The sequence below is a fragment of the Nordella sp. HKS 07 genome (genome assembly GCF_011046735.1).
Lineage (GTDB): Bacteria > Pseudomonadota > Alphaproteobacteria > Rhizobiales > Aestuariivirgaceae > Taklimakanibacter.
In genome coordinates this window covers 1,227,262-1,239,318 of the sequence record NZ_CP049258.1, presented here as the reverse complement: position 1 = coordinate 1,239,318, position 12,057 = coordinate 1,227,262, and the positions used below count along the sequence as shown (strand labels likewise).

The window sequence follows — 12,057 nt, the reverse complement described above, 5'->3', positions numbered from 1 at the left end:
TAAAGTCAGTGCATGGATTTTGCGCTGACAGACGAACAGACTCAAATCAGGGACATGGTACGCGGCTTCGCGGCTGAGAAGATCGCTCCTTACGCCGCGCAATGGGAGAGTGAAAAGGCCATTCCGCGCCAGATCCTCAAGGAAGCGGCGGGACTTGGCCTGGCCGCTATCACGGTCAGGGAAGAAAGCGGCGGCTCCGGCCTGTCGCGGGTCGAGTCCGTCCTCATCTTCGAGGAACTTTCCTATGCCGACCCGGTGGTGGCGAGCTTCCTCTCCATCCACAATATGTGCGCCTGGATGCTCGATACCTACGGCAATGCCGAGCAACGCAAGGCCTGGCTGCCGAAATTCTGCGCCATGGATGTGGTAGCGAGCTATTGCCTGACCGAGCCGGGTTCCGGATCGGATGCGGCGGCGCTCAAGACCAAAGCGGTCAAGGACGGCAACAGCCACTATCGTCTGACGGGCGCCAAGGCCTTCATTTCGGGCGGGGGCTACTCCGATCTCTATCTGGTGATCTGCCGCACGGGTGAGGAGGGGCCCAAGGGCATTTCCTGCATTCTGGTCGAAAAAGACACGGATGGCCTGAGTTTTGGCGCCAATGAGAAGAAGATGGGCTGGCACGCCCAGGCGACCGCCATGGTCAATCTCGACCAGGCGCGGGTGCCGGCGGAGAACCTGATCGGGGCAGAGGGCCAGGGCTTCTCGATTGCGATGAGCGGGCTCAATGGCGGAAGGCTCAATATCGCCGCCTGCAGCCTCGGCGCCGCGCAAAACGCCCTCGACAAGGCCGCCGCTTATATGAAGGAGCGCAAGGCCTTCGGACGCCAGCTGGCGCAGTTCCAGGCGCTGCAGTTTAAAATCGCCGACATGGAGACGGAATTGCAGGCGGCGCGCGTCTTTCTCTATCATGCGGCCTGGAAACTCAGCACCAATGCACCCGATGCGCGGAAATTCTGCGCCATGGCGAAGCGTTTCGTCACCGACACGGGCTTTCGCGTCGCCAATGAGGCGTTGCAGATCCATGGCGGCTATGGCTATCTTGCCGATTTCGGCATCGAAAAGATCGTGCGCGACCTGCGCGTTCATCAAATCCTCGAGGGCACCAATGAAATCATGCGGCTTATCGTTGCGCGCGACATGCTGGGCGGTGATTAGCCAGCGATGACAGCGGATATCATTGCGCGGGTCGACGGCTCAGCCGGGCGCATCACTCTCAATCGGCCGAAGGCTCTCAATGCCCTCAATCATCCCATGGTACGCGCCATCAAAGCGGCGCTCGCCGAATGGCGCGACGACGACCGGGTCAGGCATGTTGTCATCGACGGTGAAGGCGAGCGCGCCTTCTGCGCCGGTGGCGATATCCGCGCTGTCTATGACATGATACCGACCGCGCCCGATGCGGCGCGGCAATTCTGGCGCGAGGAGTATGAGCTCAACGCGATGATCGCGCGCTATCCCAAGCCCTATGTCGCGCTGATGGACGGCTTCTGCCTGGGCGGCGGCGTCGGGCTCTCCGGCCATGGCTCGCATCGTATCGTCACCGAGCGCTCGGTGGTCGGCATGCCGGAAACGGCGATCGGCTTCACGCCCGATGTCGGCGGCTCGCTGCTGCTCGCCCGGGCACCCGGCCATGCGGGAGAATATATGGCGGCGACCGCCTATCGCATGAACGCCGCCGACGCGATCTATGCCGGTTTCGCCGACACGATGATCACTGGTGAGAACCGGGCGGCCCTCGTCGCCCAACTGTGCGAAGGACGTAGTGCCGATGACGCGGTCGGGCAATTCGCCCTGTTCTCCGGGCTGAGCGACCTCGCCGCCCGGCAGGCCCGCATCGATCGCGCCTTCGGTGCGGCGACAATCCAGGACGCGGTCCGGCGTCTCGAGGAGAGTCCGGAGGCCTGGGAGCAGGAGACGCTCGGAAAGATCGCCATGCATTCGCCAACCGCTCTGGCGGCGGCGCATATTTCCGTGCGCCAGGTGCGGCATTTCAAGACGATCGAGGAAGCCCTCGCTCACGAATATCGCTATGCTTATCGCGCTGTCGACCTGCATGATTTCCGCGAAGGCATCAGGGCGCTGATCGTCGACAAGGACGGCAAGCCGCAATGGCTGCCGTCAAGTATTGCCGAGGTTTCAGCGCAGGATGCCGAGGCGCTGTTCGCGCCGATCGGAAGCCATGAATTGACGCTGGCTTAGCGCGTGATCTGAAGGAGTTCCGCCATGAAAATTGCCTTCATCGGCCTCGGCAATATGGGCGGGCCCATGGCGACCAATCTCGTCGCCAAGGGCTTCGTCGTGAAGGGCTTCGACATTGTCGCGGCCAATCTCGACAAGGCCGCCGAGCGGGGCGTGGTGGCGGCGCGCAGCGCCGTTTCCGCGGTGAAGGATGCCGACATCGTGATCACCATGGTGCCGGCGGGCCAGCATGTGCTCGATCTCTACCGCACCATCCTGTTGCCGGCGCGGCGCGGGACGCTGTTCATCGACTGCTCGACCATCGATGTGGCGAGTGCCCGCGAAGCCCATGCCATGGCGCAAGGGGCCGGCATGCAAAGTCTCGATGCGCCGGTCTCGGGCGGCACGGCGGGAGCGGCCGGGGCAACGCTCACCTTTATGGCAGGTGGCGACGCCGAGGCCTTCGAACGTGCTCATCCCGTACTTTCGGCGATGGGCAAGCGGATCGTCCATTGCGGCGGCGCCGGAGCCGGGCAAGCCGCCAAGATCTGCAACAACATGATCCTCGGCGTTTCGATGATCGCGGTGTCGGAAGCTTTCGTGCTGGCCGAAAAGCTCGGCCTGGAGGCCACGGCGCTCTATGACGTCGCCTCCGCCGCGTCGGGTCAATGCTGGTCGCTGACGAGCTATTGTCCGGTGCCGGGCGTCGGCCCGGCCTCACCCGCCGACAATGACTACAGATCCGGCTTCGCTGCGGCGCTGATGCTGAAGGATCTGGCGCTCGCCCAGCAGGCGGCTGCCGCGGCCGGTGCCGCGACGCCGCTCGGCGCCCATGCCGAACAGCTCTATCGCAGCTTCATCGCGGCGGGCGGTGCGGAGAAGGATTTCTCCGCCATCATCCGCTATCTCGCCGAGACGCCGCGCGATTAGCTCAATTCGTCATGGCCTGCCAGCTCGGGCGCTGGCGCAGTCGCTCGGCCCAGCGCTGCACATTGGGGATCTCCGCCGGCATCTCGTAACCGAAGAATCTTGAAACCATCAAGGTGACCATGCCGCAGATATCGGCGATCGAGAACTCGTCACCGGCAAGATAGGGACGGCCGTCGCTTATCTCGCGGTCGAGCCACATCCATTTGCTCGGTATGGCCCGGCGCTGCGCCTCGGCGAATTCCGGAACCTGGGTGTGCCGTTCCTTGAAAAACTCATCGGTGTGGAGGACGACATTTCCGATCGTGCCGAAAACCTCCTGCTCCATGCGCCGGTTCCACATCTCGGCCTTGCCCTGGTGCGGCGCGTCCGAGCCGAACAATGGCGGTGAAGGATGGATCGCTTCCACATAGCGGCAGATGGCGACGCTTTCGGTGATGACTTCGCCGTCGTCAAGCTGCAGCACTGGCACCTGGCCCAGGGAATTGAGCTTGAGGAATTCCGCCGATTTATGCTCCCGCTTGCCGAAGTCGATCGGCACGACCGGCAGGTCGAGGCCTTTCTCGGCCAGGAAGATGCGGACGCGGTCTGAATTCGGGCCGGGGCCCAGATAGAGCTTCATGTCGTTCCTCCATTGAAGTCATTGGACGGCGATTTGCCAAAGTTGCGACTGATGAGATAATGCAACCGGTATGGAGGTTCTCTTCCATGAATGCTGAGCACCGGTCGGGCTGTCCCATCAATCTCACTCTCGAAATTCTGGGGGACAAATGGAGCCTGCTGATCATCCGCGACATCATCTTCGGTGACCGGCGTCATTTCCGCGAATTGCTGACCCGATCGGAAGAGGGCATCGCTTCGAATATTCTGGCCGACCGGCTCAAGCGGCTGGTCGAGGAGGGTGTGCTCACCAGAGCCAACGATCCCAGCCATAAGCAGAAAACCGTCTACAGTCTCACTGAAAAGGGTATCGAGCTCCTGCCGGTGCTGGCCCAGATGGCGGTCTGGGGCCGCAAGCATCTGCCGGTCAGCGACGAACTCAGCATCAGGGCCCAACTCCTTGACGAAGGCGGGCCCGATCTGTGGGCCGATTTCATGAAGGAATTGCGCGAGCGTCATCTGGGCATCCTCTTCAAGGCGCCGTCCGGTTATGTTCCGGTCGGCGCACGCCTGCAGGCGGCCTATGAGGCCGTGGTCGCCCGCAACAGAGCGCGCAAGCCCGGTCAGGCATGATGCGCCGCGGGTTCAACCCGCCTCAGCAGGAAAGCGGCGAGGAGTGCCGCGGCGAGCGCGATCACCGTGCAGATCACGGCCGTCATCACCAGCGCATCAGTGAAGGCGGTACGCGCTGCGGCGACGATGACCGCGGCCGCATCCGCCGGCAGTTCCGACGCCACAGCGATCGCGCCACCGAGTGTGCCTTGTACCGCTTCCGCCGCGTCCTGCGGCATGTCGGCCGGGATCACCTTGCTCATGGCGCCGCGATAGAGCGCCGTCATGACGCTGCCCAGCACCGCGATGCCGAGCGCGCCACCGAATTCGGCGCTGGTCTCGGAGATCGCGGCTGCGGCGCCGGCGCGTTCGGGCGGCGCCGCGTTCACCACGAGATCGGTGGTGAGGGTGAAAGCAGGGGCGAGGCCAAGCGACATCAGGATGAAGCCCACGATCAATATCGCCAGACCATGGGAAGTGTCGATCTGGGTGAGCATCAGGCAGGCGAGGCCGGCGATTGCGAGGCCGCCGGCCATCACATAGGCCGGGTGGAAGCTGCGCACGATCTTCGGCGCCAGCATCGAGCCCAGAATGAAGGATAGGCCCGAGGGCAGCATCCACAGGCTCGCCTCGAGCGGCCGCATGCCGAGGACGAGTTGAAGATATTGCGAGATGAAGAGGAAGAAGCCGAAGGCGACCAGTACGCCCAGCATATAAACGGCGAGCGAGGCGCTGAAGGCCGGCTTGCGAAAGAGGCTGAGGTCGATCAAGGGATGGCTGAGCTGCTTCTGCCTTCTCGCGAAGACGAAAGCGACGACGATGCCGATCGCCACTGACAGGACCGGCTGCCAGCCCATGCCATACTCGGCGAACTGCTTGAGCCCGTAGATGAGCGCCAGGACGGCGATGAGCGACATGGCGGCGCTGGCGGTGTCGAGCGGCGTCGCCGCCTCGTCGCGGAATTCCGGCAGAAGGAGCGGCGCCGCAATAAGCAGCAGGATCATGATCGGCACATTCACGAGAAAGACCGATCCCCACCAGAAATGCTCGAGCAGCACGCCGCCGAAGATCGGACCGATGGCGCCACCGACGGAGAAGGAGGCGACCCAGACGCCGATCGCCGTAGTACGCTCGCGCGGGTCGTGGAACATGTTGCGGATGAGGGAAAGCGTCGAGGGGGCGAGCGTCGCTCCGGCGACGCCCAGCGCCGCCCGGGCCGCGATCAGCATCACCGCATTCGAGGCGAAGGCGGCGAAGATGGAGGCGATGCCGAAAGCGGCCGCGCCGATCATCAAGAGTTTGCGCCGGCCTATGCGGTCGCCGAGATTGCCCATGATGATGAGCGAGCCGGCGACGAAGAAGCCATATATGTCGATGATCCACAGAAGCTGCGACGCCGACGGCTTGAGTTCCTCGCTCAATTGCGGCACGGCCAGATTGAGAACGGTGAGGTCCATCGAATAGATGAGACAAGGCAGCGCCAGCACGGCGAGGCCGATCCATTCGCGGTTTCCGGCTTTGGCCGGCGCATCGGTCGTCGTCATAAGATATTCCCAGTCGGATGTTGGATTATCAATCCACCAGCGCACCGCAGGTGAGATTGGCGATGGTGCCTGTCATAGCGCCGGCTTTGTCGGATGCCATGAACGCGGCCGTCTGCGCCACTTCGGCGAGTGTCGGATAGCGCTTCAGCAACGTTTCGGCGGGGCCCGCAAGCATCTCGTCCACGCTTATGCCGGCCTGAGCGGCGGCCGGCTGGAACACGGCGCGGGCATGCGACTGCAAGGCGAGAGCCTCTGGCAGAGCATGCGGCCTGAGGCAGATGACACGGATGCCGGATGGCGCCAATTCACAGGCGAGCAGGCGCGAGAAGCCCTCCACCGCGGCGCAGGCCGTACCGAACCCCAGATAGCCGGTGCCCGGCAGACGGCCGCCGGGTGTCGACAAAGTGAGGATGACGCCGGACCGCCGCTTCGCCATATGCCAGGCGACGGCCTTGGCGGTGATGAAGTTCATCTGCGCGTAAGCCGTGATCGGGAAGGCGAAATCATCGAGCGAGAGATGGGCGAAGCCCTTGCCCTGAACATGGAACAGGCCGACCGCATTGAGCGCGATGTCGATCCCGCCCATCTTGGCTGCCACATCGTCGGCATGGGCCTTGACCGCTTCCTCATCCATGACATCGAGTTCGGCAATCTCGGCTGTGCCTCCCGCAGCGGATATGTCGTCCGCCACCTTCTCGAGCTTGGCGAGGCTGCGGCCGGCGATAAAGAGGCGCGCTCCTTCCCCGGCAAAGGCACGAGCTACCGCGCCGCCCACCGCGCCGCCGCCGCCATAGATGATGGCGGTTTTGCCTTTAAGCATGGGATTTCCCTCTCTGCTTTCTTTGTTCGTCTAGATACTGAGAAAGACCTTGAAGCCGCCATAGATCATGCGCTTGCCGTCGAAGGGCATGTTCTTGTTGTCCATCTGCAAGCGCGGATCGGCCATCACCTTCTTGAGGATGCGATTACGCTCGGCCCGCGACTTGTAGGTCACCCAGGAGAAAATCACCGTCTCGTCGGGCTTCTGCTTCACGCTGCGCGGGAAGGAGGTGAGCTTGCCCATCTGCACATCATCGGCGACGCATTCCACGTAGCTGGTGGCGCCATGCTCGCGCCAGACCTTGCCGGCGCGCCTCGCCATCTTGCGGTACTGCGCCATATTCTTCTTCGGAACAGCAACGATAAATCCATCGACATAGGCCATGCTCGTTCTCCTTCAGATTGGTTCGTGCTTGATTATGACTGCCGGCAGGCGTCGGCGCGCTGCAGCAGAAGCGAGCGCTCGCGGGCATTCTGCGTCAAAGCCGCGGCCCGACGGAACTCGGTCTCGGCCTCGGCATGCCGGCCCAACTTGACGAGAAAATCGCCCCTGACGCTGGGCAGAAGATAATAAGCCTTCAGCGCTTCCTCTCCGAGCAAGGCGTCGAGGAGGTCGAGCCCGGTTTGCGGACCACTCTTCATGGAATGCGCGACGGCGCGGTTGAGTTCCACCACAGGCGAGTCCTCGCGCGCCGCCAGAAGGTCGTAGAGCGCGGCGATGCGATTCCAGTCGGTATCGGCCGCCCGGGCGGCACGCGCGTGGCAGGCGGCGATCGCCGCCTGAATTCCATAGCGGCCAGGCGCCGAGGTCAGGGCCTCGGCTTGCGCCAAAGCGGCAAGCCCGCGGCGGATGAGGAGTTGATCCCACAGCGCGCGGTTCTGCTCGAGCAACAATATGGGCTCGCCGTCGGGTCCGGTGCGTGCGTGCAAGCGCGATGCCTGGATCTCCATCAGCGCCACGAGGCCATGCACTTCGGCTTCGCCAGGCATCAGCCCGGCGAGGATCCGGCTGAGCCGCAAGGCCTCTTCGCAAAGCTGCGGACGCATCCAGTCCTCGCCGTTGGTGGCCGAGTAGCCTTCGTTGAATATGAGATAGAGGACCTCGATAACCGAATCGCGCCTGGCCATGAGCTCGGCGCCGCGCGGCAACTCGAAGGGGACCTTCCTGTCCGCCAACGTGCGCTTGGCGCGCACGATGCGCTGCGCGACGGTCGCTTCCGTCTGCAGATAGGCGCGGGCGATTTCGTCCGTGGTGAGGCCGCCGATGAGGCGCAAGGTCAAGGCGGTGCGCGCGTCGCTGGTCAGCACCGGGTGGCAGGAAATGAAAATGAGGCGGAGAAGATCGTCGCCGACGGGATCGTCGAGCGCGGCTTCGAGTTCCTGGAGCGCTTCCTCTTGCTCGGCGTCGCGCGCGCGGCCGATCTCCGCATGCTTCGTCTCCGCGAGCTTCGCCTTGCGAATTCTGTCGATGGCGCGGTTCTTCGCCGCCGCCATGAGCCAGGCGCCGGGCTTTTCCGGAATGCCCGATTTCGGCCATTGCTCGAGGGCCGTCAACAAGGCTTCCTGAGCCAGCTCCTCGGCCTGGCCAATATCGCGGGTGAAGCGTGTCAGGCCGGCGATAAGCTTCGCCTGCTCGATCCTCCAGATGGCGTCGATCGCGTGATGAGTCTCGGACATGCCGCCCGTAAGAACCACTTTCGCATCGATATCGCAAGATTTGCTTCATGCGCCAAAGCCCTTGAGATGATATCGCCCGCGACTGGGGTCGCGGGCAAAGCTTGTCAGGCCCTTGTCAACTTCTGGGCTTCGGCCAGGAGTCTCTCCTCCTGGGCCCTGAGCTCAGGCGTGAAGGCCTCGCCGAAATCCTCGGCCTCGAAGACCTGCCGGATCTCGAGCTCGTCGCCTTCCGCCATAGGACAGCGTTTCACCCATTCGACGGCTTGCTCCATCGACTTCACCTTCCACATCCAGAAACCGGCGATGAGCTCCTTGGTTTCGGCGAAGGGGCCGTCGGTCACCTTGGGCTGCGCCTTGGTGAATTTCACCCGCTTGCCCTTGGAACTGGGGTGGAGACCGTCGCCGGCCAGCATGATACCCGCCTTGACGAGCTCTTCATTGTAGTTGCCCATCGCGGCCAGGAGCTCGGTCGACGGCATGACGCCGGCTTCCGTTTCCTTGTTGGCCTTGACGATCACCATCACTCTCATAGCGTACGCTCCTGTTTTCAAGCCTGCGCGGTGACGACCATCCAGCCCACACCGAACTTGTCGGCGACCATGCCGAAGCTCGAGGCGAAGAAGGTCTTGATCAGCGGCTGCTGGACCTTGCCGCCTTGGCTCAGGGCGTCGAAGATCTTTTTCGCCTCCGCGTCGTCTTTGGCCTGAAGGGCCAGCGAAATGCCGGTGAAGTTGGTGTTGCCCGAACACATGCCGTCGGTGGCCATGATCAACGAATCGCCGACCTTGAACTCCGAATGCATGATCTTCTCGGCGGAATGGGCCGGCGGAGCGCCCATATCGGCGCAGCCATTGCCCGACATCTCCATGGGCGGCGCTTCCTTGAAACGCATCTTCACGCCGACCTTGGCGCCGATCGCCTTGGCGTAGAAATCCAACGCCTCTTCGGCGCGGCCCTCGAAAGACAAATAAGGTTGGACTTGCATCTTCATACTCCTCTGCTACGTGAAAAAATCCGGTCGCGGGCGCGCTAGCTCTTGGCGCCGCTCATTTCCATCTCGCGGAAGCGCTCGATCGCTTCGCCCTGGGCGAAGTCCTCAAGCTCGAATAGTTGGCGGACTTCGATCTCGCCGTCCTCACTGTGCGGATTGGGGAAGCGGCGCGCCCATTCGAGCGCTTCCTCGCGTGATTTCACCTGAATGAGGGTGTAGCCGGCAACGAGTTCCTTGGTCTCGGTGAAGGGGCCGTCGACGACCCGGCGCTTGCCGCCCTCATATTTGATACGGAAGCCCTTCGAGCTCGGCTGCAGGCCGTTGCCGTCGAGCAGAATTCCGGCCTTGGCCAGTTCCTCGTGGTAAGCCGCCATGGCGGTCAGGATCTCTTCACCGGGCATGACGCCGGCTTCCGAATCCTTGCTGGCCTTGACGATGATCATGAAACGCATGGGGCAATTCTCCTGGTCTGGTGGGGAGCCTCGGAGGGCTCTGTCACCACGACGAACGGGCCATGGCGAAATCGACAAGCGGGCGAAAAAAATATCGAGAAATTTTTCTAACCCTGCGGAAGGCCTTGAATATTCAGGCTCCTTGTCGCCCGAGAGGTGTCATATCGAGATAATGCAGGACCGGGACGAGGGGTTCCACGCCGCGCGCGTAAGTCGAATAGGTGTGGAATATCTCATCGCCCTCGCGCAGGAAGACGCTGATGCCGTGATGCTCGCCATCGGCGAACCATGCCTCGTTATTGGCGATGTGGTCGGCACGGGAACGATAGTTGTATTCCGATGGCGCCACTTTCTCGTCCGTCGTCGCGTGGAAGTCGTAGTTGAAATCGCTGCCGAAGGACGAATAGAGCGGAATGTCCCAGCCCATCGTCTGGGCGTAGTCCCGAAGCTTGGCCTGGGGGGCGCGCGAGATGAGAGCGAAAGAGGTGTCACGCTCATGGAGCCCCTTCATGCGGGGAAGGTCTTCCACGAAACCGGTGCAGCCGGGACAGGCCTTCTCCCAGTCGGGATCGAACATGAAGTGATAGACGATGAGCTGGCGGCGGCCGTCGAAGAGGTCGAGCAGGGAGGTCTTTGCCTCCGGACCTTCGAAGACATAGTGCTTGTCGATCCTGACCATGGGCAGCCGCCGACGCTCTTCATTGAGCGCATCGCGCTCGCGCGTCAGGCGCTTTTCAGTCTCGAGCAGGGCCCTGCGGGCGATGAGCCAATCGGAGCGCGATACGACCTTCGGAAGCGTTTTGGGTGAATCAAGCATACGAACCTCCCTCGTTCCCGGTTAGTGGGCTCATGCCCGCCGGGCCATTACGTCCGACATAATCGATGCGGCGATGCGTCCCCGATCGCGCGGGTCAATTATCTTGACAATTAGGTTGATATCAACAGAATTAGCATATGTCAATTCGGCTGGGACCTTCTCGCGAAGAAACGCTGCACGTCCGCGACCATTGCCTGTGCCTTCATGTGCAAAGGGCGGCGCGGGCGCTGGCGCGGCGGTTCGATGTCGCCTTGCGGCCGCTCGGCATCAATCAGGGACAGTTCTCGCTGCTGATGTCGCTCAACCGTCCCGATCCGCCGACGATCGGCAGTGTCTCTGCGTTCCTGGCGATGGACCGCACCACGCTCACCGCCAATCTCAAGCCGCTCGAAAAGCGCGGACTTCTCCAGGTCGCGGTCGATGAGGAGGACCGGCGTAGCCGGCGATTGACGCTGACCAATGCCGGACGCCGCCTGCTGTACGAGGCGTTGCCGATCTGGAAGAAAGCTCATGCCGAGGTCGACCTCCTGCTTGCCGAACAGAAGGTCGAGAATCTGCGCGGCGTGCTCAATCTCCTGGCCTAGATTTTCATGCGTCATTTTCAGCTGTGACGACGTAAGCGGCGAGCTTGTCGAAAGCCTCACTCCAGCCGCCTTCATGACCATCGCGGTCCTCGGCGGTCGGGAAGGGCGCCTGCGTGAAGGTCATGCGGGTCTTGCCGTTCTCCTCGGCAAAGGTGATGGTGACGAGATTCTCCTGGCTGCCTTCGTCCTCCCAGGCAAAGGTGAAGACGAGGCGCTTATTCTCGACCACTTCGCGATAGACGCCTTGGAACCAGTAGTCCTTGCCTTCGGCGGAGCGGATCAGCGCGCGGTAGCGCCCGCCCTCGCGCACATCCAGCTTCACCGACGGGGCGGTGAAGCCCTTGGGTCCCATCCAGCGGGCCATATGCTCAGGCTCAGTCCACACTTTGTAGACCAGCATCGGCGGCGCATCGAGCACGCGCGTGATCACGAGTTCGAGCCGGTTCTGCCTCACATCCTTGCTGTTCGCCAGATTCATGACGTCCCTCCCTTGGACTGAACTTCCTGCAGATAGCTCTCGAGGCGGTCGAAGCTGCCTTCCCAGAAGCGGCGATAATGCTCGAGCCATTCGGCCGCCTCCTTGAGCGGGCCCGGCTCGAGGCGGCGCGGCCGCCATTGTTTTTCGCGGCTCTGCGCGATCATGCCGGCCTTCTCCAGCACTTTGAGGTGCTTGGAAATCGCCGGCAGGCTCATCTCGAAGGGCTCGGCAAGCTCGGTCACCGAGGCATCCCCCAAAGCGAGCCGGGCCAGGATGGCGCGCCGGGTCGGATCGGCGAGGGCAGCAAAAGCATTGCTGAGGCGGTCAGTCATTTGTACTGAACCAATAAGTTAATTAATCATTTGGTTAAATACT

16 protein-coding genes are annotated in these 12,057 nt (G+C 62.6%); 5 read left to right on the top strand and 11 right to left on the bottom strand.

Annotated features, from left to right (window positions below):
• Positions 1-12: 12 nt before the first annotated feature.
• Genes G5V57_RS05975 through mmsB form a run of 3 tightly spaced genes read left to right on the top strand, consistent with a single transcriptional unit; the run spans position 13 to position 3,111 of the window.
• A complete protein-coding gene (locus tag G5V57_RS05975; RefSeq protein ID WP_165166639.1) occupies positions 13-1,158 on the top strand; it encodes an acyl-CoA dehydrogenase family protein in 1,146 nt (381 codons plus the stop codon).
• A 6-nt stretch (positions 1,159-1,164) separates the two neighbouring features.
• Positions 1,165-2,202 (top strand): enoyl-CoA hydratase/isomerase family protein, encoded by a 1,038-nt coding sequence (locus G5V57_RS05970; RefSeq protein ID WP_165166638.1) that lies wholly within the window; start codon positions 1,165-1,167, stop codon positions 2,200-2,202.
• Between the two features lie 24 nt (positions 2,203-2,226).
• On the top strand, positions 2,227-3,111 hold the full coding sequence (gene mmsB, locus G5V57_RS05965; RefSeq protein WP_165166637.1) for a 3-hydroxyisobutyrate dehydrogenase: 885 nt from the start codon (positions 2,227-2,229) through the stop codon (positions 3,109-3,111).
• A gap of 1 nt (position 3,112) precedes the next feature.
• Here the strand turns inward: mmsB and G5V57_RS05960 are convergent, their stop codons facing one another.
• On the bottom strand, positions 3,113-3,730 hold the full coding sequence (locus G5V57_RS05960) for a glutathione S-transferase family protein (RefSeq protein WP_165166636.1): 618 nt from the start codon (positions 3,728-3,730) through the stop codon (positions 3,113-3,115).
• Between the two features lie 86 nt (positions 3,731-3,816).
• On the opposite strand from G5V57_RS05960, the gene G5V57_RS05955 reads away from it, so the two are divergent.
• The gene (locus tag G5V57_RS05955) at positions 3,817-4,341 is read left to right on the top strand and encodes a helix-turn-helix domain-containing protein (protein WP_165166635.1); all 525 of its coding nucleotides are present in this window, start codon (positions 3,817-3,819) and stop codon (positions 4,339-4,341) included.
• On the opposite strand, the gene G5V57_RS05950 is transcribed toward G5V57_RS05955, so the two are convergent.
• The 8 genes from G5V57_RS05950 to G5V57_RS05915 form a co-directional block, all read right to left on the bottom strand.
• The gene (locus G5V57_RS05950) at positions 4,332-5,864 is read right to left on the bottom strand and encodes an MFS transporter (RefSeq protein WP_165166634.1); all 1,533 of its coding nucleotides are present in this window, start codon (positions 5,862-5,864) and stop codon (positions 4,332-4,334) included. The two genes, G5V57_RS05955 and G5V57_RS05950, sit on opposite strands and share 10 nt — an antisense overlap.
• A 28-nt stretch (positions 5,865-5,892) precedes the next feature.
• Positions 5,893-6,684, bottom strand: a complete 792-nt coding sequence (locus tag G5V57_RS05945; protein WP_165166633.1) for an SDR family NAD(P)-dependent oxidoreductase — start codon at positions 6,682-6,684, stop codon at positions 5,893-5,895.
• A 30-nt stretch (positions 6,685-6,714) separates the two neighbouring features.
• Positions 6,715-7,068, bottom strand: coding sequence for a DUF1428 domain-containing protein (locus G5V57_RS05940; protein WP_165166632.1), 354 nt, complete (start codon positions 7,066-7,068; stop codon positions 6,715-6,717).
• Positions 7,069-7,100: 32 nt separating this feature from the next.
• Positions 7,101-8,360, bottom strand: a complete 1,260-nt coding sequence (locus G5V57_RS05935) for an RNA polymerase sigma factor (protein WP_165166631.1) — start codon at positions 8,358-8,360, stop codon at positions 7,101-7,103.
• A gap of 104 nt (positions 8,361-8,464) precedes the next feature.
• Positions 8,465-8,890 (bottom strand): YciI family protein, encoded by a 426-nt coding sequence (locus G5V57_RS05930; RefSeq protein WP_165166630.1) that lies wholly within the window; start codon positions 8,888-8,890, stop codon positions 8,465-8,467.
• Positions 8,891-8,907: 17 nt separating this feature from the next.
• Positions 8,908-9,345, bottom strand: a complete 438-nt coding sequence (locus G5V57_RS05925) for a VOC family protein (protein WP_165166629.1) — start codon at positions 9,343-9,345, stop codon at positions 8,908-8,910.
• Positions 9,346-9,389: 44 nt separating this feature from the next.
• Positions 9,390-9,803 (bottom strand): YciI family protein, encoded by a 414-nt coding sequence (locus G5V57_RS05920; protein ID WP_165166628.1) that lies wholly within the window; start codon positions 9,801-9,803, stop codon positions 9,390-9,392.
• Positions 9,804-9,936: 133 nt separating this feature from the next.
• On the bottom strand, positions 9,937-10,620 hold the full coding sequence (locus G5V57_RS05915; RefSeq protein WP_165166627.1) for a DUF899 domain-containing protein: 684 nt from the start codon (positions 10,618-10,620) through the stop codon (positions 9,937-9,939).
• A 137-nt stretch (positions 10,621-10,757) separates the two neighbouring features.
• Between G5V57_RS05915 and G5V57_RS05910 the strand changes: the two genes are divergently transcribed.
• On the top strand, positions 10,758-11,204 hold the full coding sequence (locus G5V57_RS05910) for a MarR family winged helix-turn-helix transcriptional regulator (RefSeq protein WP_165166626.1): 447 nt from the start codon (positions 10,758-10,760) through the stop codon (positions 11,202-11,204).
• Between the two features lie 4 nt (positions 11,205-11,208).
• Here G5V57_RS05910 and G5V57_RS05905 read toward each other — a convergent pair whose 3' ends face one another.
• A complete protein-coding gene (locus G5V57_RS05905) occupies positions 11,209-11,682 on the bottom strand; it encodes an SRPBCC domain-containing protein (protein WP_165166625.1) in 474 nt (157 codons plus the stop codon).
• The gene (locus G5V57_RS05900; RefSeq protein WP_165166624.1) at positions 11,679-12,014 is read right to left on the bottom strand and encodes a helix-turn-helix transcriptional regulator; all 336 of its coding nucleotides are present in this window, start codon (positions 12,012-12,014) and stop codon (positions 11,679-11,681) included. The genes G5V57_RS05905 and G5V57_RS05900 overlap by 4 nt, the downstream gene beginning before the upstream one ends.
• Between the last annotated feature and the right edge of the window lie 43 nt (positions 12,015-12,057).